General features: G+C 60.2%; 29 protein-coding genes. 10 read left to right on the forward strand and 19 right to left on the reverse strand.

Features of this window, described 5'->3' with window-relative positions; translation table 11 throughout:
* Nucleotides 1–2: 2 nt before the first annotated feature.
* From lepB to rpoE, 6 genes are all read right to left on the reverse strand, one after another.
* On the reverse strand, nucleotides 3–806 hold the full coding sequence (lepB, locus tag HY067_11285) for a signal peptidase I (protein MBI3528537.1): 804 nt from the start codon (nucleotides 804–806) through the stop codon (nucleotides 3–5).
* A 35-nt stretch (nucleotides 807–841) separates the two neighbouring features.
* Nucleotides 842–2,635, reverse strand: coding sequence for an elongation factor 4 (lepA, locus tag HY067_11290; GenBank protein MBI3528538.1), 1,794 nt, complete (start codon nucleotides 2,633–2,635; stop codon nucleotides 842–844).
* A 121-nt stretch (nucleotides 2,636–2,756) separates the two neighbouring features.
* Nucleotides 2,757–4,142, reverse strand: a complete 1,386-nt coding sequence (locus HY067_11295; GenBank protein ID MBI3528539.1) for a DegQ family serine endoprotease — start codon at nucleotides 4,140–4,142, stop codon at nucleotides 2,757–2,759.
* A gap of 66 nt (nucleotides 4,143–4,208) precedes the next feature.
* On the reverse strand, nucleotides 4,209–5,192 hold the full coding sequence (locus HY067_11300; protein MBI3528540.1) for a MucB/RseB C-terminal domain-containing protein: 984 nt from the start codon (nucleotides 5,190–5,192) through the stop codon (nucleotides 4,209–4,211).
* A gap of 2 nt (nucleotides 5,193–5,194) precedes the next feature.
* Nucleotides 5,195–5,698: a sigma-E factor negative regulatory protein gene (locus tag HY067_11305; GenBank protein MBI3528541.1), complete on the reverse strand. Its 504-nt coding sequence runs from the start codon at nucleotides 5,696–5,698 to the stop codon at nucleotides 5,195–5,197.
* Nucleotides 5,699–5,721: 23 nt separating this feature from the next.
* Nucleotides 5,722–6,321: an RNA polymerase sigma factor RpoE gene (gene rpoE / locus HY067_11310; protein MBI3528542.1), complete on the reverse strand. Its 600-nt coding sequence runs from the start codon at nucleotides 6,319–6,321 to the stop codon at nucleotides 5,722–5,724.
* Nucleotides 6,322–6,540: 219 nt separating this feature from the next.
* On the opposite strand from rpoE, the gene nadB reads away from it, so the two are divergent.
* Nucleotides 6,541–8,115: an L-aspartate oxidase gene (nadB, locus tag HY067_11315; protein ID MBI3528543.1), complete on the forward strand. Its 1,575-nt coding sequence runs from the start codon at nucleotides 6,541–6,543 to the stop codon at nucleotides 8,113–8,115.
* Here the strand turns inward: nadB and HY067_11320 are convergent.
* Entirely contained in the window at nucleotides 8,101–8,559 is a 459-nt protein-coding gene (locus tag HY067_11320; GenBank protein ID MBI3528544.1) for a hypothetical protein, read from the reverse strand. The two genes, nadB and HY067_11320, sit on opposite strands and share 15 nt — an antisense overlap.
* A 44-nt stretch (nucleotides 8,560–8,603) precedes the next feature.
* On the opposite strand from HY067_11320, the gene HY067_11325 reads away from it, so the two are divergent.
* From HY067_11325 to HY067_11335, 3 genes are read left to right on the forward strand one after another with little or no spacing between them, the layout of a single operon-like run.
* Nucleotides 8,604–9,605, forward strand: a complete 1,002-nt coding sequence (locus HY067_11325) for a folate-binding protein YgfZ (GenBank protein MBI3528545.1) — start codon at nucleotides 8,604–8,606, stop codon at nucleotides 9,603–9,605.
* A gap of 5 nt (nucleotides 9,606–9,610) precedes the next feature.
* Nucleotides 9,611–9,895: a DUF4936 family protein gene (locus HY067_11330; protein MBI3528546.1), complete on the forward strand. Its 285-nt coding sequence runs from the start codon at nucleotides 9,611–9,613 to the stop codon at nucleotides 9,893–9,895.
* Nucleotides 9,886–10,683 (forward strand): NRDE family protein, encoded by a 798-nt coding sequence (locus tag HY067_11335; protein ID MBI3528547.1) that lies wholly within the window; start codon nucleotides 9,886–9,888, stop codon nucleotides 10,681–10,683. The genes HY067_11330 and HY067_11335 overlap by 10 nt, the downstream gene beginning before the upstream one ends.
* Here the strand turns inward: HY067_11335 and HY067_11340 are convergent.
* From HY067_11340 to guaB, 6 genes are all read right to left on the reverse strand, one after another.
* Complete coding sequence (locus HY067_11340) at nucleotides 10,680–11,111, reverse strand: GNAT family N-acetyltransferase (protein ID MBI3528548.1); 432 nt, start codon at nucleotides 11,109–11,111, stop codon at nucleotides 10,680–10,682. The two genes, HY067_11335 and HY067_11340, sit on opposite strands and share 4 nt — an antisense overlap.
* 45 nt (nucleotides 11,112–11,156) lie before the next feature.
* Nucleotides 11,157–11,897: a 3-oxoacyl-ACP reductase FabG gene (gene fabG, locus HY067_11345; protein MBI3528549.1), complete on the reverse strand. Its 741-nt coding sequence runs from the start codon at nucleotides 11,895–11,897 to the stop codon at nucleotides 11,157–11,159.
* An 88-nt stretch (nucleotides 11,898–11,985) separates the two neighbouring features.
* Nucleotides 11,986–12,474 carry a L,D-transpeptidase gene (locus HY067_11350; protein MBI3528550.1) on the reverse strand — a complete coding sequence of 163 codons (489 nt, stop codon included), beginning with the start codon at nucleotides 12,472–12,474 and terminating at the stop codon, nucleotides 11,986–11,988.
* A gap of 8 nt (nucleotides 12,475–12,482) precedes the next feature.
* Entirely contained in the window at nucleotides 12,483–12,941 is a 459-nt protein-coding gene (gene tadA / locus HY067_11355; protein ID MBI3528551.1) for a tRNA adenosine(34) deaminase TadA, read from the reverse strand.
* A gap of 51 nt (nucleotides 12,942–12,992) precedes the next feature.
* On the reverse strand, nucleotides 12,993–14,555 hold the full coding sequence (guaA, locus tag HY067_11360) for a glutamine-hydrolyzing GMP synthase (GenBank protein ID MBI3528552.1): 1,563 nt from the start codon (nucleotides 14,553–14,555) through the stop codon (nucleotides 12,993–12,995).
* An 86-nt stretch (nucleotides 14,556–14,641) separates the two neighbouring features.
* Complete coding sequence (gene guaB / locus HY067_11365) at nucleotides 14,642–16,102, reverse strand: IMP dehydrogenase (GenBank protein ID MBI3528553.1); 1,461 nt, start codon at nucleotides 16,100–16,102, stop codon at nucleotides 14,642–14,644.
* 144 nt (nucleotides 16,103–16,246) lie between these two features.
* Here guaB and HY067_11370 point away from each other — a divergent pair, with 144 nt between their 5' ends.
* On the forward strand, nucleotides 16,247–16,555 hold the full coding sequence (locus HY067_11370; protein ID MBI3528554.1) for a hypothetical protein: 309 nt from the start codon (nucleotides 16,247–16,249) through the stop codon (nucleotides 16,553–16,555).
* 58 nt (nucleotides 16,556–16,613) lie between these two features.
* A complete protein-coding gene (locus tag HY067_11375; protein ID MBI3528555.1) occupies nucleotides 16,614–17,081 on the forward strand; it encodes a DUF4124 domain-containing protein in 468 nt (155 codons plus the stop codon).
* Nucleotides 17,082–17,095: 14 nt separating this feature from the next.
* Here HY067_11375 and HY067_11380 read toward each other — a convergent pair whose 3' ends face one another.
* Together HY067_11380 and HY067_11385 are read right to left on the reverse strand one after the other, a co-directional pair.
* Nucleotides 17,096–17,392, reverse strand: a complete 297-nt coding sequence (locus HY067_11380; GenBank protein MBI3528556.1) for an RnfH family protein — start codon at nucleotides 17,390–17,392, stop codon at nucleotides 17,096–17,098.
* The gene (locus tag HY067_11385) at nucleotides 17,389–17,826 is read right to left on the reverse strand and encodes a type II toxin-antitoxin system RatA family toxin (GenBank protein MBI3528557.1); all 438 of its coding nucleotides are present in this window, start codon (nucleotides 17,824–17,826) and stop codon (nucleotides 17,389–17,391) included. The genes HY067_11380 and HY067_11385 overlap by 4 nt, the downstream gene beginning before the upstream one ends.
* A gap of 68 nt (nucleotides 17,827–17,894) precedes the next feature.
* On the opposite strand from HY067_11385, the gene smpB reads away from it, so the two are divergent.
* Nucleotides 17,895–18,341, forward strand: a complete 447-nt coding sequence (smpB, locus tag HY067_11390; protein MBI3528558.1) for an SsrA-binding protein SmpB — start codon at nucleotides 17,895–17,897, stop codon at nucleotides 18,339–18,341.
* 5 nt (nucleotides 18,342–18,346) lie between these two features.
* Here the strand turns inward: smpB and HY067_11395 are convergent, their stop codons facing one another.
* Genes HY067_11395 through HY067_11410 form a run of 4 tightly spaced genes read right to left on the reverse strand, consistent with a single transcriptional unit; the run spans nucleotide 18,347 to nucleotide 21,726 of the window.
* The gene (locus HY067_11395; protein MBI3528559.1) at nucleotides 18,347–19,549 is read right to left on the reverse strand and encodes a tryptophan--tRNA ligase; all 1,203 of its coding nucleotides are present in this window, start codon (nucleotides 19,547–19,549) and stop codon (nucleotides 18,347–18,349) included.
* Between the two features lie 8 nt (nucleotides 19,550–19,557).
* Entirely contained in the window at nucleotides 19,558–20,226 is a 669-nt protein-coding gene (locus tag HY067_11400) for a site-2 protease family protein (GenBank protein ID MBI3528560.1), read from the reverse strand.
* A gap of 5 nt (nucleotides 20,227–20,231) precedes the next feature.
* The gene (locus tag HY067_11405; GenBank protein ID MBI3528561.1) at nucleotides 20,232–20,861 is read right to left on the reverse strand and encodes a threonylcarbamoyl-AMP synthase; all 630 of its coding nucleotides are present in this window, start codon (nucleotides 20,859–20,861) and stop codon (nucleotides 20,232–20,234) included.
* A gap of 10 nt (nucleotides 20,862–20,871) precedes the next feature.
* Nucleotides 20,872–21,726 carry a PHP domain-containing protein gene (locus HY067_11410; GenBank protein ID MBI3528562.1) on the reverse strand — a complete coding sequence of 285 codons (855 nt, stop codon included), beginning with the start codon at nucleotides 21,724–21,726 and terminating at the stop codon, nucleotides 20,872–20,874.
* A 75-nt stretch (nucleotides 21,727–21,801) separates the two neighbouring features.
* On the opposite strand from HY067_11410, the gene HY067_11415 reads away from it, so the two are divergent.
* From HY067_11415 to HY067_11425, 3 genes are all read left to right on the forward strand, one after another.
* Nucleotides 21,802–22,608 carry a DUF1223 domain-containing protein gene (locus HY067_11415; GenBank protein MBI3528563.1) on the forward strand — a complete coding sequence of 269 codons (807 nt, stop codon included), beginning with the start codon at nucleotides 21,802–21,804 and terminating at the stop codon, nucleotides 22,606–22,608.
* A gap of 97 nt (nucleotides 22,609–22,705) precedes the next feature.
* Complete coding sequence (locus HY067_11420) at nucleotides 22,706–23,155, forward strand: tripartite tricarboxylate transporter TctB family protein (GenBank protein ID MBI3528564.1); 450 nt, start codon at nucleotides 22,706–22,708, stop codon at nucleotides 23,153–23,155.
* Nucleotides 23,155–24,444: tripartite tricarboxylate transporter permease (locus tag HY067_11425; protein ID MBI3528565.1), on the forward strand; the 1,290-nt coding region annotated here is incomplete at its 3' end. The genes HY067_11420 and HY067_11425, both read left to right, overlap by 1 nt.

Raw genomic sequence — 24,444 nt, forward strand, 5'->3', positions numbered from 1 at the left:
CGCTAGTTGATACGGTTGCCAATGCGCTTCAATTCGCTGAAATTCCACCATACCAGGAATGCCTTGCCGACTATGTTCTGCTCGGGCACGAATCCCCAGTAGCGGCTGTCAGAGCTCGAATCGCGATTGTCACCCATCATGAAATAATGTCCCGGCGGCACCAAACAACTGAATTCCTGTTCATTGTAAACGCAGTTCTCGCGCTGCGGAAACTGCTTGACACCCGCCAACTGCAGGGCCGGCGCTTCCGCATTGATGATGATCGAATGCCGGTGCGTGCCCAGTGTTTCCCAGAAGCGCGCAGCGTTGACAAAGCTTAGACCGCCATCTACATACTGGTAGTCGTCCACCGTGTCGACCGTAATCAGCTGGCCGTTGATGGTCAGGCGCTTGTTGCGATACTCCACGCGATCGCCGGGCAGGCCGACCACCCGCTTGATGTAGTCGAGCGTCGGATTCTCCGGATAGCGGAATACCATCACTTCGCCGCGCCGGGGCAGGCTGATTTCCATGATTTTCTTGTTCACGACCGGTAGCCTGATGCCGTAGGTGAATTTGTTCACCAGGATGAAGTCGCCGACCAGCAACGTCGGAATCATCGAACCCGACGGGATCTTGAAAGGTTCCACCAGGAAGGAACGCAGCAGAAATACGATCAGGATGATCGGGAAGAAGCTCTTCGGATACTCTATCCACCAGGGTTCCTTCGCATCGCGGTCGCGCCGCCCGCGAAACACCAAATGGTCCAGCAACCAGATAGCCCCGGTTGCCAGCAACAGGATCAGCATCAGTAGGGCAAAATTCATCGGTCATCCACCTTGTGTGCGGCCACGACTGCCGCCTATTTGTTTTCCACCCGCAGAATGGCGAGGAATGCCTCTTGCGGGATTTCCACCGTGCCGATCTGCTTCATGCGCTTCTTGCCGGCCTTCTGCTTTTCGAGCAGCTTCCTTTTTCGGGAAATATCGCCGCCGTAGCATTTCGCGAGCACGTTCTTGCGCAACGCTTTCACGGATTCGCGCGCGATGATGTGCGAGCCGATGGCCGCCTGCACTGCCACGTCGAACATCTGGCGCGGAATCAACTCACGCATGCGAGTAGCAAGCTCCCGGCCGCGATACTGGCTGTTGGAGCGATGCACGATCAGCGATAACGCGTCAACGCGCTCGCCGTTGATCAGGATGTCCAGCTTGACCAGATCGGCCGCGCGAAATTCCTTGAAATCGTAGTCGAGCGACGCATAACCCCGGCTGACGGATTTCAATTTATCGAAAAAATCCATTACGACTTCGTTCAGCGGCAATTCATAGGTGAGCATGACCTGGCGGCCCATGTACTGCATGTTGCGCTGGGCGCCGCGCTTGTTGTTGCACAAGGTCATGACCGGTCCGACGTAATCCTGCGGCATCAATATGGTTGCCGTGATGATCGGCTCACGGATCTCCTCGATCTTGGATGGATCCGGCAGCTTCGAGGGATTCTCGATCTCCACCACGGTACCGTCGCGCATCTGGATCTGGTACACCACCGTCGGCGCCGTGGTGATGAGGTCCATGTCGTATTCGCGCTCCAGGCGTTCCTGCACGATGTCCATGTGCAAAAGGCCAAGGAAGCCGCAGCGGAAGCCGAATCCGAGCGCCTGCGAGGTTTCCGGTTCGTAACGCAGCGACGAATCGTTGAGATGCAGTTTTTCGAGTGCGTCGCGCAAGGCCTCGTACTGGTTGGCTTCCACCGGATACAGCCCGGCGAAAACCTGGGGCTTGATTTCCTTGAAGCCGGGTAGAGGCTCGACTGCCGGATTGTCCGCCAGCGTGACCGTGTCGCCGACCTGCGCGGCCTTGAGTTCCTTGATCCCGGCGATGATGAAACCCACTTCTCCGGCGAGCAGTTCACTGCGTGCCTGCGATTTCGGGGTGAACACGCCTACCTGCTCGCACAGATAGTTCGCCTTGCTGGACATCAGCAGGATCCGGTCCTTGGGGCGAAGCGCCCCATCCACCACGCGCACCAGCATGACCACACCGACGTAGTTGTCGAACCAGGAGTCGATGATCAGCGCCTTGAGCGGTCCATCTGGATTGCCGCGCGGGGACGGGATGCGCGCTATGACCGCATCGAGAATATCCTCCACCCCTTCGCCGGTCTTGGCGCTGGCTCGCACGGCATCGTCGGCCACGATGCCGATGATGTCCTCGATTTCAGCAATGACGCGCTCCGGATCCGCCGAGGGCAGATCGATCTTGTTGAGTACCGGCACGACCTCGACGCCCTGCTCGATGGCGGTATAACAATTGGCAACGGTCTGGGCTTCCACGCCCTGGGAGGCATCCACGACCAGCAGCGCTCCTTCGCAGGCGGCCAGCGATCGGCTTACTTCATAGGAAAAATCGACGTGCCCCGGCGTATCGATCAGGTTCAGCTGGTAGAACTGCCCGTCGCGCGCCTTATAACGCAACGCGGCGGTCTGTGCCTTGATGGTAATCCCGCGTTCGCGCTCGAGGTCCATGGAATCGAGCACCTGTTCTTCCATCTCGCGATCGGAAAGACCTCCGCAAAGCTGGATGAAACGGTCCGCAAGAGTGGATTTGCCGTGATCTATATGGGCAATGATCGAAAAGTTGCGGATATGCTGCATTAGAAAAAAGGGCACGAACGTGCCCTTTCAAAGGGATTCCAAAGCCGGAAATTGTAACGGATTTTACCCTGCCACGAGCGGCTTTCGCGTTTTGCAGGCAGGCTGTATCCGCCCGCCCGGATCAGTTGCCATCCAGCCGCAGCGGTACGTAAAGCGCGCCATCGCCGCGCCTGATCAACAACGCGACGCTACGCGCTTTCTCAAACTGGCCGAGCAACTGGTTCAACTGCTCGACCGACTTCACATCCTGATTGTTGATCGCCATGAGGACATCGCCGCGACGAATGCCGGCCTTGGCCGCAGCGCCCTGGGTATCCTCGACCAGCAGCCCGCCGCCGCTCAGCCCCAGTTCCTTGCGTTGATCCGCAGTCAGTTCGCCCAGCGTCAGGCCGAGTCGCGCGACGACATTGCCTGGTTTGGACTCCTTGCGACCGGGCCGCTGGGCCATTTTTTCCTCGGGCATTTCGCCCACTGTGATGGCGACGTCGCGAGAGGCGCCCTTGCGCCAGATCTGCGCGGTCACTTTCGAGCCGGGTCGGCTTTGCGCCACGATGCGCGGCAGATCGGCCGACGATGTGACGTTCTTGCCGTCGAATTTCAGAATGACATCCGACGCTTCGATACCGGCTTTCTCGGCCGGTCCGCCCTTCTCCACCGAATTGACCAGGGCTCCCGAAGCCTTGGGCAGTCCAAACGATTCCGCCAGTTCCTTGGTGACCTCCTGGATCACGACGCCGATGCGGCCGCGGCTGACACGTCCGGCCGTCCTGAGTTGATTGGAAATATCCATTGCCACGTCGATCGGTATGGCGAAGGACAAACCCATGAAGCCGCCCGTGCGGCTGTAGATCTGGGAATTGATGCCGACAACTTCGCCTTTGAGATTGAACAGGGGTCCGCCGGAGTTGCCCGGGTTGATGGCGACATCGGTCTGGATGAACGGGACGTAATTTTCCTGCGGCAATGAGCGGCCTTTCGCGCTCACGATGCCAGCCGTGACCGTGCTTTCGAAGCCGAACGGAGACCCGATTGCCAGCACCCATTCGCCTACCCGGAGTTTTTCCGGATCGCCTATTTTCACCGCCGGCAGCCCGGTTGCTTCGATCTTGATGACTGCCACGTCGGTGCGTTTGTCGGCACCAATGACTTTGGCCTTGAACTCGCGTTTATCGTTGAGTTTCACCGTGACCTCATCGGCCATGTCCACGACATGGGCGTTGGTCAGAATGTAGCCGTCGGCGCTGACGATGAAACCGGAACCGAGTGAGCGCGTCTCGTAGTCGCGTTGCTGGGGCGGTCCGAAACGTCGGAAAAAATCATAGAAGGGATCGTCTTCGGGAACCGGCGACTGTCCCCCGCCTCCATGGGCCGTCGAAGTCGTGCTGACATTTACGACCGCGGGTCCCTGTTTGTCGACCAGGTCGGTGAAATCCGGCAGGCCCTGAACCTGGGCCAAGCCCAGCAGCGGCACCCACAGCAACAGGGACAAACATAGTCTTCTGAACATCAGTGGCTTCCTTCGGTAATGGAACAATACACAGGCAATGATGCGGTAAAACCGCGGCGCCGGAAACTACTTGCCCCGTGGCGAGACGGAGTCTGCTATTTGAATGACGGTCGCGGCGGGCGCTTCGCCGAGCACAGTCACGACTTGGTCATCTACGATGCGGGTATAGATATTGGTGGCCCCCTGCTGGGACAGCCCCTCGTTGATCCTGTGGCGCGTCGCGGCTGGCTCGATGAAAACCGATACCGCGGCCAGGCCATCCGAGTAGACCATGTGGGTGACGAGCACCGAGTTACCCTGCTTGGTACGCCGCATTTCCAGGATCTTGCGGAAGCCTGCCGGAGAATTCTTTACCGTCCAGCCCGACTCCACTTCGCTGATCGTGCTATTGGCGAACCGGTCGAGCCGCCATTCCGGGAAACGTATATTGAACGACGGCTGCACCATCTCGCGTGTAACGCCGCTGCCGATGACAACTTGCGTGAAACGGATTTGCTCGACGACATTGTGCCGCTCGCTCAGCATGCGGGCCTTCAGCAGCAAACCGGAGTTGATGTCAGCCCAGAATTTGTGTCCATAACGCATGCCGTCCTTTGGATCGAGGACTAGGGCCTGCGAATCGAGGCCAGCGATGCGCTCCGATTCTCCTTTGCGAATTTCGTAGTATTCGGTCAGGGACGACAGCTGCTCAGGAAGCAATGCCGGGAAAGTCCGGCGCGCATCGCGCTTGTCGCTGCGGACGATCTTCGCATCGGGGTAATAGCGGAGAACTTCATCATTATTGCAAATGACTTCGCGGCGCGGACCGTCCAGCGTTTCCACTTTTGTGTATTCGTTTTCCCCGTCGACGAAGTGGACGATGCGGGAGGTTTCGACCTGGTCGCCGCGCTGATAGACGGAGGTGCCGGTGTAATTCAGTTCACGAGCCGCGTCGGCTATTTTCTGCAACAGCGCGAGCGCTTCGGATTGCTGCAACGGATCGGCGGCGGCGACTCCTCCTGACAGACCCAGCGCGAACAGCGCCGGCAACCATAACGCCTGACGCATCATGGTCAGCGTTTTTCTTCCATGCCTTGTCCGGAAACCGTGCGCACATACGAAGCTACGCCCTGCATGGTCGCGCTCGAAGAAAATTGCTGGTGCGCCAGAAGATAGTCATTGACCTCGCCGCTTGCCGGATTGGCGGCAAGCTGGGTCTGCGCGACCAGGGGGGCCGGCGGCTGGAGAGCCAGGCTTTCTTTCTGCGGGGCAAAGGGATTGTTGAACACGGCCAGCCAGGCGACCAACGCGACACCGCCCAGCGAAGCAGCGACCGGCAGGGCGAACCGGCGAGCGCTCGTTTGCAGAGGCGTCCGGCTACGTGGAGCCAGGATGGTTGGCTCTTCAGCCAGCTTGGCGCTCAGTTTCGCGTTGAAATCCTGCGAAAGTCCGATCTTTTCGCCGCGCAGGGCATCGCCGATAAGGTGATATGTGCCCCAGACAGCCCGGAGCCCGGGGTCTTCTTTCATCCGCCTAACCTGGTCGGTGACTTCGGACTCCTCGACTTCGCCATCCATGAATGCAGAAATTCGTTCCATGCCTACCACCTCTTTTCCTTGCTGGTGTCCAACAACGGGCGCAGCCTTTCCGCAATGGTCTCCCGTGCCCTGAAAATGCGCGACCTGACTGTTCCGATCGGGCAATTCATCACACTCGCAATATCCTCGTAACTCATGCCCTCGATTTCCCGCAGTGTAATCGCGGTCCGTAATTCCTCAGGCAACTCTTCCATCGTCTGGTTCACTGTGGACGCAATTTGCTTGGTCATCAGCTCCGCTTCAGGCGTGTTCAGATCGCGGAGCTGATCCCCGTCCTCGAAATTTTCCGCCTCTTCGCTATTGAACTCCGTGGTGGTCGGCGCTCGGCGCCCCATCGCCACCAGATAATTCTTGGCGGTGTTGATACCGATTCTGTACAGCCAAGTATAAAAGGCGCTGTCTCCGCGGAACGAAGGCAGCGCCCTGTAAGCCTTGATGAATGCTTCCTGGGCAACGTCCTCCACCTCGGCAGGATCGCGGATGAACCGGGAAAGCAGACGTCCAAGCTTGCGCTGGTACTTCGCAACGAGCAACTCGAAGGCGTGCTTGTCTCCGCGTTGCGCCCGCTCGACCAGCGCCTGGTCAACTTCACGGTCGCCCATCTAGCCAAATTTCCCGAATATTCTGATTATTGATCGCAGTACGTCTCAAAAGGCGCGTAAGTATACCTGCAGAGACCTATCCGGGAAACGCAGCGCGATTCGCTAACTCAGAGACAAAGCCGCCAATCATTAGTTCACTCCGACAAAATGCGGCCAGGATGACGATTTACGGCAGCAGCATTGGGGTAAACTGCCGCGCTCCCAACCAGCGAGAAATCAATGAAGCGCTTCGACGTCGCGATCATCGGCAGCGGTCTGGCCGGCCTGACGGTTGCGCTGCACCTGGCGGATCACCGGAAGGTGGGAATTTTTACGAAGCGCGAGCTTCTCGACGGCGCATCAAACTGGGCGCAGGGTGGGATCGCAGCCGTGCTCGCCAAGGACGACAGCCCCGCCGACCACGTCCACGACACGGAGATCGCCGGCGCCGGACTCTGCAGTCCCGAGGTCACCCGTTACGTGGTCGAGCGTGGCCGCCAGGCGATCGAATGGCTGATCGGCCAGGGGGTTCCCTTTACTCGCGACGCAACCAGCGACGTCGGTTATCACCTGACCCGGGAAGGCGGACACAGCCACCGGCGCGTAATCCATGCCGCGGATGCGACCGGCCACGCGGTGCAGACCACGCTCGAAGCCAAAATCAAGGCCCATCCGAACATCGTGGTTCTGGAACACTACATGGCGGTGGACCTGATCACCGCAGGCAAGCTCGGTCTTCCGGAAAATCGGTGCTTTGGCGTCTATTGCCTTAACGAGAAAAGCGGGCGCGTGGAAACCGTCGCCGCGGACCAAGTGGTACTCGCCACCGGCGGCGCCGGAAAGGTGTATCTCTATACCACCAATCCGGACACGGCCACCGGGGATGGCATCGCCATGGGATGGCGTGCCGGATGCCGGGTGTCGAACATGGAATTCATCCAGTTCCATCCCACCTGCCTGTATCACCCGCACGCCAAGTCTTTCCTGATTTCGGAAGCCGTGCGCGGCGAAGGCGGAATACTGCGACTGCCCGATGGCACGCGCTTCATGCCCGGATACGATCAGCGCGCGGAGCTGGCGCCGCGCGACGTGGTGGCACGGGCGATTGACTTCGAGATGAAAAAACGCGGCCTGGATTGCGTATATCTCGACATCAGCCATCAGCCGGTGGAATTCCTGCGGGAGCATTTCCCGAACATCTACGCCCGCTGCCTTGAGTTCGGCATCGACATTTCCCGCCAGTCCATTCCGGTCGTACCGGCGGCGCATTACACCTGCGGGGGCATCCAGGTCGATCGCGACGGGCTCACCGACCTCGCCGGCCTCTACGCGGTCGGGGAAACGACGCATACCGGCTTGCATGGCGCCAACCGGCTGGCCAGCAATTCGCTGCTGGAATGCCTGGTATTCGGCAAAGCCGCGGCGACCCACATTCTCGGGCAGCCGAAATCCCAGTCCCCGTCATTGCCGCAGTGGGACGAAAGCCGAGTCACCGATGCCGACGAGGAAATCGTGATCTCCCACAACTGGCACGAGTTGCGCCGCTTCATGTGGGACTACGTAGGCATCGTCCGCACCAACAAGCGCCTCGAGCGGGCACACCACCGGATAAGTCTGCTGACCGAGGAGATCCAAGAGTACTACTCGAACTTCAGGGTGACCGCCGACCTGCTCGACTTGCGCAACCTCGTAACAACGGCCGACTTGATCGTGCGTAGTGCAATGTCGAGGCACGAAAGCCGGGGCCTACATTTCAGCCGGGACTATCCGAGCCTGCTTGCGGAGCCGCGCGACACGGTCCTAAAAGGGCCCTGAGGCGGGCGAATCCGGCCGGACGCGATGTCTGAGCCATACCCTGATGCGCCTGAGGTCCTCGGCCGGAGCGCTGTCCGGCATCAGGATCGCCGTCCGGCGCCTGCCCCACTGTTCCGAACTGACATTGATGACGATCAACAGCGGGGCGACGAAGGTCGAGCCTTCTATGTTTCCGGCCAGCTTTTCTCCATTTCTCAAGGTGAATTCGCAGCGCGCACCGTCTCTCAGAAGAAGTTCGGTCACGGCATAGCCGGAAAGCTGTAACGCATCCCGGCGAATATGAAAAACAAGACTACCGGCGATAGCAGCGGATGCCAGCGCGGGCATCCACCACCCCGGCAGAAACAGGATGGCGCAGGCGATCGCCGCGCCATGCGCCAACAAGAGCGCGCTGGCCAGCAGGGGCGAAGCCGCTATCCGCAGGCGCAAAGGCGACGCGCGCATGGGGTTGGCCGACTTATAATCGGTGACAAAGGAGTGAGGACGTCATGGGCGATCTGATCGACTGGAACAATATTGTCAGCCTCGGCGCTGCGGCACTTCCCCACTTAGGGGATCCACGGCGCGAATTCGCCGCCGCGCGCTTGGGTGCCGCAGTCACCCCCGTTACGCATTTTGACCTGTTGCGAATTCATGGCAGCGACGCCAAAGCCTTTCTGCAGGGACAACTGACCTGCGATCTCGACCAGGTGACTCCGGATCAGGCGCAGTTCGGAGGCTATTGCACGCCCAAGGGGCGACTCCTGGCCAATTTCATGCTCTTGTCGATGCCGCAAGGTTACCTGATGTACACACCGGCCGACGTCGCCGCCTCCGTGGCCAACCGGTTACGCAAGTTCATACTGCGTTCTGATGTGAAAATCGAGCGCGAAAGCGGCCTGCGCGCTCTGGGCCTGGCCGGCCCCGCCGCACCAGATGTGTTGCAGCAGGAACTGGGAGTACCGCCGCAAGGACGGCTTGCGATGGGACGTCATGCGCACGCATCTGCGGTGCGACTGCCCGGTGATAACTTTCTTGTGGTCGCCGCTTCGAACGGAATGGCCGCACTTTGGGAGGCTCTGGCAAAACATGCCGTCCCCGCTGGTGCGGAATGCTGGAACTGGGTGCAGATCGAGACCGGCGTGCCTTGGATCACGGCGGCAACCCAGGATCAGTTCCTGCCGCAGATGATCGGCCTGGATGCGATCGGCGGCGTGAGTTTCGACAAAGGTTGCTACACCGGGCAGGAAATCGTTGCGCGTACCCATTATCTCGGCGAAGTGAAACGCAAGCTGTGCCTCGGCCGCACGCGCGGAGGCGTTCGTGCCGGTGATGCGCTCCTGGCGGCGGGCCAGCAATGCGGGACTGTACTCAATACGGCGTCGATTCCCGGCGATGGATGGGCTCTGCTAGCGGTGGTATCCGAACAAGCCGCTGCCCAAGCGGTGCAGATTGCAAGCGGCGAGCCAGTCGATTTGTCAGCGCCGCCGGGGGCGGCCGTTCCAGGCTGAAGCTGTTGTCGCTCTCCTATTACATCTACTATCGCGTCGCACAACCGGCGCAGGCGCAGACGCTGGTGCGACACATCCAGGCGGCATTGAAAGACAAAACCGGCATTGATGGCCGCCTGCTCAGGAAGCGCAATGATCCCTCGACCTGGATGGAAGTCTACGAAGGCGTGGGGGATGTCGATGCCTTCGAGCAATGCCTCGCCGCGGCCGTACATGGGACAGATTTCGCCGCCGTCCTGGTAACCGGCGGCGTGCGCCACGTGGAGTGTTTCGAAGGCTCATGTGCCTGATCCTGATTGCGCATCGCGCTGATCCGCGTTATCGCCTGGTGGTCGCTGCCAACCGCGATGAGTTTTTCCGGCGTCCGACGGCGGCGGCCGATTACTGGTCCGATGCGCCGCGCGTTCTCGGTGGGCGCGACCTGGAGAAAGGCGGAACATGGTTGGGGGTTGCCACTGATGGACGCTGGGCGGCCGTCACCAATTTCCGCGATGGCACGTCACCCGAACCTGGTACGCGATCGCGTGGAGGGCTGGTCGCCAGCTACCTCTCCGGCTCCACTGGGGCGCAGGCCTACATCGCGTCGATGGAACATAACGCCCGCGAATACCATGGCTTCAATCTGTTGGCAGGCGACGCTGCCGGCGTACACTACCTCTCGAACAAAGATGACCGATCCATGATGCTGGCGGCAGGGGTTTACGGATTGAGCAATCATCTTCTCGACTCACCCTGGCCAAAAGTCGAACGCGGCAAACTTGCCCTGCGTGAAGCTATTGCCGGAGCCGCCAGGCCGGACAGATTGATCGAGACGATGCTGGCAGCGCTTTCGGACCGCAGCATCGCCGAAGAGCGCGCGCTGCCGAATACTGGAATAAGCCGGGATTGGGAAAAGCTGCTTTCCGCAGCGTTCATTGGCGCGCCGGGCTATGGCACGCGCGCCTCCACCGTCCTGCTGATAGAACATGACGGCGAGGTTCATTTCCGCGAGCGCTCGTTCGGCGAGCGGGGTGAATTGATCGAAGACAGGCGTTACCGGTTCGCTCTTGCTCAGGATCCGATTTCAACAGCGAACTAAAGATCGCGCCACATCCGGCGATGTGGAATTCCCGCGTCCAGGAACTCTTCGCCTTCTGCCTGGAAGCCATGGCGTAGATAAAAAGGCAACGCCTGAACTTGCGCATTCAGCAGCACGCGCCGCATGCCGAGCGTACGCGCGATGTCCATCAGGCCTGTGAGCAGCGCGCTGCCGGCGCCTTGGCCGCGCCACTCCCGCAGTACCGCCATGCGTCCGATGTGGCCGTCGGGAAGGAGTCGTCCGGTGCCGATCAGAATGCCGTCCACTGATGCCACGACGTGGCGCGACTGCGGGTCGAACTCATCCCACTCCATGTCGGCCGGCACGAATTGTTCGCGGATGAAAACTTTTTCGCGAAGTGCCTTGAGGATTTCCCGATCGACGGACCAGTCGGCGGGGCGGACGGATACTTTCGTTGACGGCTTCATTCGCGCGGAATCTGCCGCTCTGGCCTTTTAAGCCCGGTGGCAGTGTTAAACGGTAGCGCCGCCGCTGACCTCGATAACCGCCCCATTGATGTAGCTGGCTTCGTCTGAGGCGAGGAAGGCGTAGGTGTTGGCGATCTCCTCCGGCCTCGCCAGGCGTCCAAGTGGCACGCGATCGATCATCGCCTGCATGACTTTCTCCGGAATGGATTTCAGGATCATGGTTTCGACGAAACCCGGGCAGACCGCGTTGGCGCGTATGCCCTTGCGCCCGAGTTCTCGCGCCCAGGTCTTGGCCATGCCGATGACGCCGAACTTGCTCGCGGAGTAATTGGTCTGGCCGAAATTACCGTAGAGGCCGACCACCGAGGAAGCATTCAGGATCACGCCGGCGTTCTGCGCGATCATGATGTCCACTACGGCACGGGCGCAGTTGTAGGTTCCCTTGAGGTTGATGTCGATGACACGCTCGAATTGTTCGTCGGACATCTTGCGGAACATCGCGTCGTCGACGACGCCGGCGTTGTTGACCAGCACATCGATGCGGCCGTACTTGTCCGTCACACCTTTTACCATTACGGCGATGCTCGCTTTGTCGGTGACATTCACCGTGAAACCGACTGCCTGACCCCCATCGGCCACGATTTCCGCGACGACCTGGTCGACCTCTTTGCGGTCGAGATCACAGACCACGACTTTGGCGCCTTCTGCCGCGAACTTCAGCGCGGTGGCATGTCCGATTCCACGCGCCGATCCCGTGATAATCGCCACCTTGCCCTTCAGCCTCATCGGTAAATTCTCCTTAGTTATGCCCGAATGGGCCGGCGGCACTGTACCCAATTGCGCTGCGATGCACAACCGAGGGGATTGGGGGGTGTTAAGGGACGGATTCCGTAATCTCGACCGGAGTTCCGGGTTCGACGAGATCGAACAATTCCAGAAGGTCGCGATTGCGCATGCGGATGCAGCCTATCGAACCGGGCTTGCCCATGACTGCGGAATCCGGACTGCCGTGGATATAGATGTAGCGCCGCATGGTATCGACATCGCCCAGTCGGTTGAATCCGGGCTCGCACCCCGATAGCCACAGCAACCGCGTCAGCATCCAGTCCCTCTCCGGAAACCGGCTGCCGAGCTCGGCATCGTAGATCTCCCCGGTCGGACGACGCTTGACGAAAACGGCATTGACGGGCGCGCCCGCCCCGACTTTGGCACGAACGATATGACGGCCGCGCGGCGTGCAGAGGCTGCCATTTTTTTCGCCGACGCCATTTTTCGAGGTGGAAATCAGATAGCGTCTGAGTGATTTGCCGTCTTCGTTCAGTTCCAACGTCTGGTCCGGAATACTGATGCGGATCGATTTCATTGCGCTGATTATTGCGCTGTGGCCCGGCGTTCGCGGAAGAAATTCGTCAGCAGTTCGCCGCACTGCTGCGCCAGCACGCCGCCTTCGATCCGGGTGTGGTGGTTCAACAGCGGTTCGGCAAACAGGTTTACCACGCTGCCGCAGGCGCCGGTTTTCGGGTCGGCTGCGCCGAACACGACCCGCGCGATGCGGGCATGCTGGATGGCGCCCGCGCACATCGCGCAGGGCTCCAACGTGACATACAACGTGCATCCCGCTAGCCGGTAATTCCCCAAGGCTAGGGCGGCGGCACGCAAAGCCTGGATTTCGGCATGCGCCGACGGGTCATGCGAACTGATCGGCGCGTTGTATCCTCTGCCGACGATCTGCCCGTCACAAACAACGATTGCGCCGACCGGGACTTCCCCTGCCTGCCTGGCCGACATTGCCAAGGCCAGCGCTTCGGACATAAATTCCGTATCCGACATATATTAATTCAGATACTTAAGAATCATATCTTATGTGAAAAACAGGCGTCTTCACTCCCACTCGATAGTCGCGGGCGGCTTGCCGGAAATGTCGTAAACCACGCGATTGACGCCCCGTACTTCGTTGATGATGCGGTTGGAGACTTTGGACAGCAGCGTGTACGGCAGTTCCGCCCAATGGGCGGTCATGAAATCCTGGGTCTGCACCGCCCTGAGGGCCACGACATACTCGTAAGTGCGCCCGTCACCCATCACGCCAACCGACTTGACCGGCAGGAATACGGCGAACGCCTGCGCCGTTTTGTCATACCAGCCGGCGGCGCGCAACTCGTCGATGAAAATCGCATCGGCCCGCCGCAACAGGTCGGCGAACTCGCTTTTCACTTCCCCGAGGATGCGAACACCCAGGCCCGGCCCCGGAAAGGGATGGCGAAACACCATGTCGTGCGGCAGCCCCAGCGCCAGCCCGAGTTCGCGTACTTCGTCCTTGAACAGCTCCCGCAAGGGCTCCAGCAGATTCAGATGCAGCGTGTCCGGCAACCCGCCTACGTTGTGGTGGGATTTGATGGTGTGGGCCTTCTTGGTCTTGGCGCCGGCCGATTCGATGACGTCCGGATAGATCGTGCCTTGGGCCAGCCATTTCGCATGCGGCAGCCTGGCGGCTTCGCGCTGAAATACCTCGACGAACTCGCGGCCGATGACCTTGCGCTTTCCCTCCGGATCGCTGACGCCTTTGAGCGCCGACATGAACTGCGTTGAAGCATCCACGTGAATGACCCTGACCCCGAGATTGCTGGCAAAGGTCTGCATGACCTGTGCCGCTTCGTTCAGACGCAGCAGACCGGTGTCGACGAACACGCAGGTCAGTTGTGCGCCTATAGCGCGATGGATGAGCGCGGCGGCCACCGAGGAGTCGACGCCGCCGGAGAGTCCGAGGATGACCTCTTCCTGGCCGACATCGGAGCGGATGCGTCCGACCGCCTCTTCGAGATAGTCCGGCATGTTCCAGTCCGAACCGAGGCCGCAGATGCGATGCAGGAATTGCCCGATCAGCGCCTTGCCTTGCAGCGTATGGGTGACTTCAGGATGGAATTGCACGCCATAGAATCCGCGCGATTCATCAGCCATGCCGGCGATCGGCGTCGCGGCGTTGCCGGCGATGACCTTGAACCCGGGCGGTAACGCGTCGACCTTGTCGCCGTGGCTCATCCAGACATCGAGCAGTCCGTGCCCTTCTGCATTGCGGCGGTCTTCGATGCCTTCGAGCAGTTTCGAATAACCTCGTGCCCGAACTTCTGCGTAACCGAATTCGCGCACCTGTCCGTTTTCCACCGCACCGCCGAGTTGCGCCGCCATGGTTTGCATGCCGTAGCAAATACCCAGAACCGGGACGCCAAACTCGAACACCAGTTGCGGGGCGCGCGGCGTGCCGCCCTCGGTGACCGAGGCAGGCCCGCCGGAAAGGATGATTCCCTTCGGCGCAAAGCTGCGCAGGAAATCATCGCTGACGTCGTAGGGATGCAACTCGCAGTACACGCCGGCTTCGCGCACGCGTCGCGCAATCAACTGGCTGTACTGGGCGCCGAAGTCGAGGATCAGAACCTTATCGTGCATCGCAAGTGAAGGCTATACGGAAAACAGGTCAATGATCGGGAACACCTGGGACGGGCAACCTGCGGTTGCCTGGCTGCGCCCGCAGATCAGTCCACGTGGTAGTTCGGCGCTTCCTTGACGATCTGGACGTCATGCACGTGCGATTCGCGCACGCCCGCCGCCGTGATCTGCACAAATTCGGCACGTTCCTTCACGGCTTCGATCGTGGGGCAGCCCAGATAGCCCATTGCCGAACGCAGGCCACCCATCAACTGGTGCATGACCTGGACCACGCTGCCCTTATAGGGCACGCGACCCTCCACGCCTTCCGGCACCAGCTTGTCCGCACTGTCTTCATCGTCCTGGAAATAGCGGTCGCTCGAACCTTGCTGCATGGCTCCGAGCGAGCCCATGCCCCGGTATGACTTGTACGAACGGCCTTGGAACAATTCGATTTCACCGGGCGCTTCCTCCGTGCCGGCGAACAGGCCACCCAGCATCACCGAATCAGCGCCCGCGGAGATGGCCTTGGCAATGTCTCCGGAGTAACGAATGCCGCCGTCGGCGATCATCGGTACGCCGGTTCCCTTGAGTGCCGTGGCGACTTCGCTGATCGCCGTGATCTGTGGAACACCCACACCTGCAACGATGCGGGTCGTGCAGATCGAGCCGGGTCCGATCCCGACCTTGACGCCATCCGCGCCCTGATCGAGCAGAGACTTCGCCGCGCCTGCCGTGGCAATGTTTCCTCCAATCACCTGCGCGGCGGGATACGTGCGCTTGATCCAGCGCACACGATCGAGCACCCCTTGCGAATGTCCATGTGCCGTATCGACGATAATGACATCCACGCCGGCTTCGACCAGGAAACCGACGCGCTCCTCCGTGCCTTCGCCGACCCCGACCGCCGCACCCACGCGCAGGCGCCCGAGCTGATCCTTGCTGGCATACGGGTGTTCGGAGGATTTCAGAATGTCCTTGACGGTGATCAGCCCGCGCAGCTCGAAGTTTTCGTTGACGACCAGCACACGCTCGAGCCGGTGCTGATGCAACAGACGCATCGCTTCCTCGATGCTGACCCCTTCCTTAACGGTTACCAGTCTCGCGCGAGGCGTCATGATGTTCTTCACAGGCTGATCGAGGTTGTTTTCGAACCGCAGATCGCGGTTGGTGACGATGCCGACCACCTTCGAATCGTCCACCACGGGCAGGCCCGAAATGCGGTGCTGACGGATGAGATTAAGCACGTTACGCACCGTCATGTCCTGCGAAATCGTGATCGGGTCCTTTACGACACCGCTTTCGAATCGCTTGACCTTGGCGACTTCGGCGGCCTGAACCTTGGGCAGCATATTCTTGTGGACGATGCCTATGCCCCCTTCTTGCGCCATGGCTATGGCGAGAGGCGCCTCCGTGACCGTATCCATCGCCGCGGAAATCAGCGGTATGTTCAGGACGATGCTTTTGGTCAGACGCGTCGTCAGGTTGACGTCGCGGGGCAGAACAGTCGAATGGGCAGGAACCAGCAGAACGTCATCGAAGGTGAGCGCCTTTTGCAGGACTCTCATGCTTTTGATCCTTCACAAAGACGCCATTATACAGACCGGGTTTCGAGTGGTAAATCCAGCAACCCGCGGGCATTGTCCGTTGACCGTGGAGTCGCGAGCGGCTATGGTTAGCGGCCAGGCTCACAACTCCCCTGCGGTAAACAGATGCGCGGCTTCAAACGTTGGGTGCTTGTATTTTCGATCGCTCTGTCGATCATCGGTGCTGCCATTGCAAATGCAGCGCCGGTTGCTCCGGATGCCTCTGGCGCCGAAGCCGCAATTGCCGAGGCGGAGGCGGCTGCCAGGCAGGCGGAAGCCCAGCGCGCACTTTGGACCAGCGCCGAGGACGCGCTGCGCAAGGCGCGCCGCGCTCTGCAGGAAGGCGACACGACGATGGCAGTCGAGCAGGCGCGCATCGCGCAGAAACAGTCCGAACTTGGGATTGCTCAAAAAAGCTATCCACCGTTCCGTTGATCGAGAAGGAGAACTTTAGAATATGCGACATCACCTTATTGGCGGCCTGCTGCTTGCGATGATCATTGGCACCGGGCTCGTCGCCCTGCCAGCCGCCGCGCAAACCTACAAGTGGATCGACGCAGAGGGGAAGGTCCATTATTCCGACCAGCCCCCTCCCGCAAATGCCAAGGAGCAGGTAACGGTAAAGCCGCGCAAGCCATCGGCGTCGACGCCCGCTGCGTCGGCACCGACTGAAAAGGGCGCACCGGCGACCAAGGCCAAGACTTATATCGAGCAGGAGGCGGACTTCAAGAAGCGTCAGGTCGAGGCGGCCGAGCGCGAAGCCGCAGACAAGAAAAAGGCCGATGAAGCGGCAGAGAAGACGCAGAATTGCGAGCAGGCCCGTTCACAGTTGAAAAATCTCCAGTCTGGCGGAAGGACAACGCGCACCAACGCTCAGGGCGAGCGCGAGTATTTGAACGATGCCCAGATTGAGCAGGAAATCGAGCGCGGAAAAAAATCAGTCGAAAGCTGGTGCAAATAATACCGCAATACGCTTTAGCGGCGCATTCTCGACACGCGTTGCTGTCTTGCCCGCTTGCGCCTCGCTTGCTTCGGGTCCGCCACTAGCCCCCGGTAGATTTCCACGCGGTCGCGGTCGCGCAGTTCAGTATCCGGCAACACGGACGCGCCCCAGACACCGATGCGAAGGCCAGCGAACGAGTTGCCGGGCAGAATGTCCTGTAATCGCGAGGCAGCGAGCGCATCCGCGACTGTAGCTCCTTGCCGCAACTCCAGCTCGACGATCGCCTGTGCCTCCGGGAGCGCATAAACCACCGCGACCCGTATCTTCATCGGTTTCCATAAAGTTGTTGTGCGCGTTTGACGAATGCTTCGACGAACGTGCTGGCGATGAAATGGAACAGCGGTCCGACGATTTTTTCCAGAAGCTTGCTGGAAAATTCGTAGTGCAGGCGAAATTCGATCTTGCAGGCCTCGTCACCCAGCGCCTTGAAGCGCCAACTGCCGTCGAGTTGGCGAAATGGCCCGTCGACCAGGCTCATTTCTATCAGCTGCGGCGGGTGGGCGTGATTTTCGGTCGAGAAGCGCTGTTTGATTCCGCGAAAATCGATGGTGATGGCGGCGCGGATGATGTCGCCTTCGCGCTTGAGGATCTCGGTGCCGCCACACCACGGCAGGAACTCGGGATAGGCCGCCACATTCTCCACCAGCGCGTACATCTGCGCGGCGGAGTACTCTATCAACACGGATTTTTCCACCAGCGCCATTAGATATTTCTGAGTAGTCGCGGAAGCGTTGGTAAAATACACGACCCGCAGCAAAAACTCACGCCGTTATGAGCATCGTTCAGAACAGGAAGGCCTTCCATGACTATTTCGTCGAAGAACGTTTCGAGGCGGGCATGGTGCTGGAAGGCTGGGAGGTCAAGTCGATCCGCGCAGGGCACGTTCAGCTCAAGGAAGCGTACGTCGTCGTCAAAAACGCCGAGATCTATCTGATCGGCTGCCATGTGACGCCGTTGACGGCGGCATCAACCCACATCCACGCCGATCCCACCCGCACCCGCAAGCTGCTGCTGCACGCCGAAGAAATCCGCAAACTGATCGGCAGGGTTGAGCGTGCCGGCTATACCCTCGTCCCGCTCGATCTGCATTACACCCGCGGACGGGTCAAACTGGAGGTCGGTCTCGCCAAAGGCAAGAAACAGCATGACAAAAGAGAGGCCGAAAAGGAAAAAGACTGGAAGCGTGAGCAGCAGAGATTGCTGCGCCAAAGGGCCTGAAATCCTCAGGAATAATTCAGCCCCATCGCGTTGCGCACGTCGCGCATCGTCTCCGCAGCAAGCTTGTGGACACGATCACATCCGTCGGCAATGATGTTGCGCACCAGTGTCGGATCGTCCAGGTAAACTTGGGCTCTCTCGCGCATCGGTTCCTGTTCCTTAAGTACGGCGTCGATTACCGGTTGCTTGCATTCCAGACAGCCGATGCCGGCGCTCCTGCATCCTTTTTGCACCCAGGCCCGCGTTTCATCGCCAGAGTAGACTTTGTGAAATTCCCACACCGGGCACTTCTCCGGATCACCGGGATCGGATCGCCGCACGCGCGCCGGGTCCGTGGGCATGGTACGGATTTTCTTGGTGACGCTGTCGGCATCTTCACGCAACGTGATGGCGTTGTTGTAGGACTTGGACATCTTCTGCCCGTCAAGGCCTGGCATTTTCGAAGCTTCGGTGAGAAGCGCCTGCGGTTCCGAGAGAATCATCTTGCCGCCGCCTTCGAGAAAACCGAACAGCCGCTCGCGGTCTCCCATCGACAGATTGGCCGCTTCCTCGAGCAAGGCCTTCGCCGCGGCCAGCGCTTCCTGGTCTCCCTGCTCCTGGTAACGCGTGCGCAATTCCCGGTAAAGCTTGCCGCGTTTGACGCCCAGTTTTTTCACCGCGGTTTCGGCTTTCTGCTCGAAGCCCGCCTCCCTTCCGTAGACGTGATTGAAGCGACGCGCAATTTCGCGGGTGAACTCGATATGGGGAACCTGGTCTTCGCCGACCGGTACGCGATTGGCGCGATAGATCAGGATGTCCGCGCTCTGCAGCAAGGGATAGCCGAGAAAGCCGTAGGTGGAGAGGTCCCTGTCGGTGAGTTTTTCCTGCTGGTCCTTGTAGCTCGGAACCCGTTCCAGCCAGCCGAGCGGCGTGATCATGGAAAGCAGCAGGTGCAATTCGGCGTGTTCGGGTACCTGTGACTGGATGAACAGCGTGGCCTGCGACGGATCCACGCCTGCGGCCAGCCAGTCGACTAGCATGTCCCACACATTCTGTCCGATGATTTCCGGCGTGTCGTAATGCGTGGTCAGCGCGTGCCAGTCGGCCACGAAGAAAAGGCACTGGAATTCGTGCTGCAATTTCACCCAGTTTTTCAGCACGCCATGATAGTGCCCGAGATGCAGGCTGCCGGTGGGTCGCATTCCGGAGAGTACGCGATCGACGAACATTGAAGTCCTCAGTTAAGGCCGAATAACCCGCCGATGTTGAACAGTGAGGCCAGCAATCCGATGAAACCGGCGATGAAGGGCCACATTACCCTCCCGAGCACACCCAGCAGCATTAGCACCAGCAGGATGATCAATCCGAAGGGCTCGACCCTGGCAAACCGGACCGCCAGTTTGTGTGGCAGTAGACTTACCGCAATCCGTCCGCCGTCGAGCGGCGGCAATGGCAGCAAGTTGAGCACCATCAGAACCGCGTTGACGATGATGCCGCCGCGCGCCATCAGCAGAACCGGCTCGGTGAAGTAATTCGGTGGAACACCCTGCATCGCCTTGATCACGAAAGCCCAGAGGATCGCCATCAGCAGATTCGCTCCCGGCCCGGCGGCGGCCACCCACAGCATGTCGTGTTTTGGATTTCGCAACCGGCCGAAGTTGACCGGCACCGGTTTTGCCCATCCGAACGCGTATTTCCCCTGGCTGGCAATCAATATCAATACCGGAATGACGATCGTGCCCATCGGATCGATGTGACGGATCGGATTGAGCGTGATGCGTCCGGCCTGATACGCGGTCAGATCGCCGAAATGCCTGGCCGCGTACCCGTGCGCCGCTTCGTGCAGGGTGATCGCGAATATTCCTGGAATCGCGTATAGCGCGATGAGGCGGACGGTGTGCTCCAGTTCCATCATGCAGGCACTCCAAACGGCGCGGTGCTGCCCTTGCCCCGCCTGACGATAGCCGGCATATCGCCGGTCAGATCCACGACAGTGGTCATTTCCACGCCGCACGATCCGCCGTCGAGCACTACGTCCACATCATGTTGCAGCCGGCTTCGAATGTCGTTCATGTCGTTCAACGGCAATTCATCGCCAGGAAGCATCAGTGTCGAGCTCAATATCGGTTCACCCATTTCCTCCAGCAATGCTCGCACCACGTTATGATCGGGCACACGCACGCCGATGGTGTTGCGCTTCGGATTCAGCAGGCGTTTCGGCACTTCCCGGCTCGCTTTGAGAATGAATGTATAGCTGCCCGGCGTCGACGCCTTGAGCGACCGGTATTGTATGTTGTCCACGATCGCGTACTGCCCGAGCTCCGAGAGGTCGCGGCAGACCAGCGTGAAGTGATGATGCTCATCCACCTGACGGATGCGGCGCACGCGCTCCATGGCGCCCTTGTCGCCGATATGGCAGCCAAGCGCGTAGCAGGAGTCGGTCGGATAGACCATCAGTCCGCCGTTGCGCACAATTTCGACCGCGCGGCGAATAAGTCGCTGCTGGGGATCTTCGGGATGTACCGCGAAATACTGGGCCATGCGACCAGCGTCATCTCATTGCCCGCAGACGCTGCCACAGAGCCGGCACGCCGGTGGGAATTTCCGTTACATCGCCAAGATCCGCGACGTACTTTCCCGGCGCATGGAAGTCCGACCCGGACGACAGCGCGAATCCAAACTGTCGCGCCGGACGTATCTGTGCTGAAGCCTTGAAGCGGCCGTCGCTGCTGATTTCGATCCCATCGCCGCCACTTTGCCCAAAGACCTCGAACAAGGACTGCATTACGCGAGGCGCCAGTCGATAGCGATCGGGATGCGCCAGCACCGCCTGGCCCCCGGCGCAATGGATCCAGTCGATCGCCTGAGCAAGTTCAGGCCAGGAAGGCGGCACATAGCCGCACCGACCTGCGCCGAGATAGCGGCGGAATGCGTCGCTCGTATTGCGCACGTGCTTCTGTTCCACCAGGAAGCGGGCGAAGTGGCTGCGACCGATCGCGGCGGAATTTCCGGCATGTCGTGCCGCGCCCGGCAGGCTGCCGGGTACGCCTACGGCATCGAGTTGTGCCGCGATTCGTACCGCACGCTCGCCGCGCGAGTGGCGGATCGAGGCCAATCCGTCCGCAAGTTCCGGTGCATGCGGATCGATGTCGAGGCCAAGCAGGTGGAGGGTATGCCCGTTCCATGCGACCGAGATCTCGACGCCGGGGACCAGCAGGATATTGACCTCGAAGGCTGCCTGCTCTGCCTCTTCAAGACCGCCGGTTTCGTCGTGGTCAGTCAGGGCGAGCAGGCTTACGCCTCGGGATGCCGCCCGCCGGACCAGGGCCGCAGGCGTCAGCACTCCATCGGAATACGTGGAGTGGGTGTGTAAATCGATGCTCAAGGAGTGCGCCGCCGGGGGAATGAAGTCGCATCATAGCAAAACCACCCATTTGAAAGAACCTTTGCCGCCGGGGATCTCTACACCATGAAACCGCTTATGGCAACACTATCCGCCTCCAATTTGCATTTCCTGCCGGCGGTCGTCCTCGTGTTGGTCTCGCTGCAATCCTGGGCGGCCAGCGAAACATGCGAAACACGCAGCTCGACGACGCGAGTGACCGTGCTCGAACTTTATACTTCCGAAGGCTGCAACAGTTGTCCGCCGGCGGATAGATGGCTAAGCGCCCTGCCCGCCAGAGGGTTCACGCCCGATCGTGTGATCCCGCTCGCCTTCCATGTCGATTATTGGGATCAGCTCGGCTGGCCGGATCGCATGGCGAAAGCGCAATTCAGTGCCCGCCAGCGCATGCAGGCGGAGCGTAATCGTGCGAGTGTCGTCTATACCCCGCAACTACTTCTGAACGGCGCCGACTATCGGACATCGTTTTCGGATAGCCGCTTCGACGAACGCATCAACGAGCTCAACCGGCTGCCGGCCGCCGCCACCTTGTTTCTGCGGCAGCGACCGGTATCTTCGGGTGTCGAACTGGAACTGGACATGCGGCTCGCGCAGCCGGCGCTGACGAGTGCTGCGCAAACATACATCGCAATCACCGAAAACCGGCTCCAGAGCGCGATAAAGGCTGGAGAAAATCGGGGGAAACTGCTCCACCACGACTTTGTGGTGCGTGAACTCGCTGGACCGCTGCCGATGGCCGCAGCCGGCAGTTTGCACTGGAAGTCGGCCATGGTACTGCCCCCGGACTGGAAACGATCCGATCTCTCGCTTGCCGCGTTTGTGCAGGACGCTCGCAGCGGAGAAATCCTGCAGGCCTTGCATGCGTCGCTGTGTACCCGGCCCTAGCCCCGATTGCGCCCTGCGGTTTGCGAATAGGGGAAAGCATGTGAAAGAATAGCTCCACCCTGAATCGCAACACTATAAAAGCATAACGGGGAGGAGATTGAACGCCCGCATTCGCAACCCCCGTGACTTTTTCGCCGGGACGATATTTCTGTTGTTCGGTTTGTGTGCAGTCCTGGTGGGCCGCGACTACCCGATGGGCACGGCGCTGCACATGGGCTCCGGCTATTTCCCCTTCGTTCTGGGCACGCTGCTGCTGATACTCGGTGCGGCGATCTGCATCAAGAGCCTGGTGATCGCCGGGGACGGGATTGAATCCATCGGCCTGCGCCCGCTGCTGCTGGTGCTCCTTGCGATCGGAGCGTTCGCAGCGTCGGTGGATACCATCGGGCTGGTAGCCGCCACGGTCCTGATGACTGTCATTGGCGCCGCCGCCAGCCCGGAAAGCCGCTGGCGCGAAGTAGTTGTTCTCACCATTGCGCTGCTGGGCTTGTCGGTGGGCGTGTTCGCCTACGGCCTCGGCCTGCCCTTCACGCTATTGCCCTTCTGATGGAACTGCTCGCCGATCTGCAACTCGGTTTTGGCGTCGCCCTGACGCTGCAGAATATTTTGTACTGCTTCATCGGGGTATTGCTCGGCACGCTCATTGGCGTGCTTCCTGGCATCGGCCCGGTCGCGACCATCGCCATGCTCTTGCCGGCAACTTATACGCTGCCGCCGGTCTCGGCCCTGATCATGCTGGCGGGCATCTACTACGCTGCGCAATACGGCGGTTCAACGACCGCCATTCTGGTCAACATTCCCGGCGAATCATCGTCGGTCGTCACCTGTCTCGACGGTTATGCGATGGCGCGACAAGGACGCGCGGGTCCGGCGCTTGCAATCGCCGCGCTGGGTTCGTTTTTCGCGGGCACGGTCAGCACGCTGATGCTGGCCATGTTTGCCCCGCCACTGGCCGAGATTGCATTCCAATTCGGTCCGGCCGAATATTTTTCGCTGATGGTTCTGGGTCTGATCGCGGCCATCGTGCTGGCACGGGGATCGTTGATCAAGGCCATCGCCATGATCATCCTCGGCCTGCTGCTCGGCCTCGTCGGCGCGGACACGAATACCGGGCTGTTCCGTTTTACCTTCGGTCTGCCGCAACTCGCCGACGGCATCGGATTCGTGGTGGTGGCCATGGGCGTGTTCGGTTTTTCGGAGATCATCGCCAATCTGGAGCGGCGCGCAAAACGCGAAGTCGTGATGGCGGAGATCAGCAGCCTGATGCCGACGCGCGAGGATTTTGCAGCTTCGTGCAAGGCGGTGCTGCGCGGTACCGGAATCGGCGCGTTGCTCGGTATCCTGCCGGGGGGCGGCGCGGTGCTCGGGTCCTTCGCCGCTTACACCCTGGAAAAGAAGATCGCGAAGGACCCGTCTCGCTTCGGCAAAGGGGCAATCGAAGGCGTCGCCGCGCCGGAATCGGCCAATAACGCGGGTGCGCAAACGTCGTTCATTCCCCTGCTCACGCTCGGTATTCCCTCCAACGCCGTCATGGCCTTGATGGTCGGCGCCATGACGATCCATGGCATCACGCCCGGGCCGCAGGTCATGACGCAGCGTCCGGAATTGTTCTGGGGAATGATCGCCAGCATGTGGATCGGCAATCTTCTGCTGGTAATCCTGAATCTTCCTCTGATCGGAATATGGGTCAGACTGTCATGGCACTACCTTAAGCCGCAAGGAGTGCGAGGAAATAGGGTGGCTGAGAGCCTCGCGTTGTTAAGATGGTGGTGTCTGAAGTCACCGTCCATACAAGGAGGATCAGCCATGTGTGAAGATAGCAAAAAAACGCCTGCA

It is taken from the genome of Betaproteobacteria bacterium (assembly GCA_016194905.1).
Taxonomy (GTDB): domain Bacteria; phylum Pseudomonadota; class Gammaproteobacteria; order Burkholderiales; family JACQAP01; genus JACQAP01.

Bases quoted from the DNA above. Each gene is read 5' to 3' on its own strand.
- lepB (MBI3528537.1), bottom strand. From the start codon at position 806: ATGAATTTTGCCCTACTGATGCTGATCCTGTTGCTGGCAACCGGGGCT.
- lepA (MBI3528538.1), bottom strand. From the start codon at position 2,635: ATGCAGCATATCCGCAACTTTTCGATCATTGCCCATATAGATCACGGC.
- HY067_11295 (MBI3528539.1), bottom strand. From the start codon at position 4,142: ATGTTCAGAAGACTATGTTTGTCCCTGTTGCTGTGGGTGCCGCTGCTG.
- HY067_11300 (MBI3528540.1), bottom strand. From the start codon at position 5,192: ATGATGCGTCAGGCGTTATGGTTGCCGGCGCTGTTCGCGCTGGGTCTG.
- HY067_11305 (MBI3528541.1), bottom strand. From the start codon at position 5,698: ATGGATGGCGAAGTCGAGGAGTCCGAAGTCACCGACCAGGTTAGGCGG.
- rpoE (MBI3528542.1), bottom strand. From the start codon at position 6,321: ATGGGCGACCGTGAAGTTGACCAGGCGCTGGTCGAGCGGGCGCAACGC.
- nadB (MBI3528543.1), top strand. From the start codon at position 6,541: ATGAAGCGCTTCGACGTCGCGATCATCGGCAGCGGTCTGGCCGGCCTG.
- HY067_11320 (MBI3528544.1), bottom strand. From the start codon at position 8,559: ATGCGCGCGTCGCCTTTGCGCCTGCGGATAGCGGCTTCGCCCCTGCTG.
- HY067_11325 (MBI3528545.1), top strand. From the start codon at position 8,604: ATGGGCGATCTGATCGACTGGAACAATATTGTCAGCCTCGGCGCTGCG.
- HY067_11335 (MBI3528547.1), top strand. From the start codon at position 9,886: ATGTGCCTGATCCTGATTGCGCATCGCGCTGATCCGCGTTATCGCCTG.
- HY067_11340 (MBI3528548.1), bottom strand. From the start codon at position 11,111: ATGAAGCCGTCAACGAAAGTATCCGTCCGCCCCGCCGACTGGTCCGTC.
- fabG (MBI3528549.1), bottom strand. From the start codon at position 11,897: ATGAGGCTGAAGGGCAAGGTGGCGATTATCACGGGATCGGCGCGTGGA.
- HY067_11350 (MBI3528550.1), bottom strand. From the start codon at position 12,474: ATGAAATCGATCCGCATCAGTATTCCGGACCAGACGTTGGAACTGAAC.
- tadA (MBI3528551.1), bottom strand. From the start codon at position 12,941: ATGTCGGATACGGAATTTATGTCCGAAGCGCTGGCCTTGGCAATGTCG.
- guaA (MBI3528552.1), bottom strand. From the start codon at position 14,555: ATGCACGATAAGGTTCTGATCCTCGACTTCGGCGCCCAGTACAGCCAG.
- guaB (MBI3528553.1), bottom strand. From the start codon at position 16,102: ATGAGAGTCCTGCAAAAGGCGCTCACCTTCGATGACGTTCTGCTGGTT.
- HY067_11370 (MBI3528554.1), top strand. From the start codon at position 16,247: ATGCGCGGCTTCAAACGTTGGGTGCTTGTATTTTCGATCGCTCTGTCG.
- HY067_11375 (MBI3528555.1), top strand. From the start codon at position 16,614: ATGATCATTGGCACCGGGCTCGTCGCCCTGCCAGCCGCCGCGCAAACC.
- HY067_11380 (MBI3528556.1), bottom strand. From the start codon at position 17,392: ATGAAGATACGGGTCGCGGTGGTTTATGCGCTCCCGGAGGCACAGGCG.
- HY067_11385 (MBI3528557.1), bottom strand. From the start codon at position 17,826: ATGGCGCTGGTGGAAAAATCCGTGTTGATAGAGTACTCCGCCGCGCAG.
- smpB (MBI3528558.1), top strand. From the start codon at position 17,895: ATGAGCATCGTTCAGAACAGGAAGGCCTTCCATGACTATTTCGTCGAA.
- HY067_11395 (MBI3528559.1), bottom strand. From the start codon at position 19,549: ATGTTCGTCGATCGCGTACTCTCCGGAATGCGACCCACCGGCAGCCTG.
- HY067_11405 (MBI3528561.1), bottom strand. From the start codon at position 20,861: ATGGCCCAGTATTTCGCGGTACATCCCGAAGATCCCCAGCAGCGACTT.
- HY067_11415 (MBI3528563.1), top strand. From the start codon at position 21,802: ATGGCAACACTATCCGCCTCCAATTTGCATTTCCTGCCGGCGGTCGTC.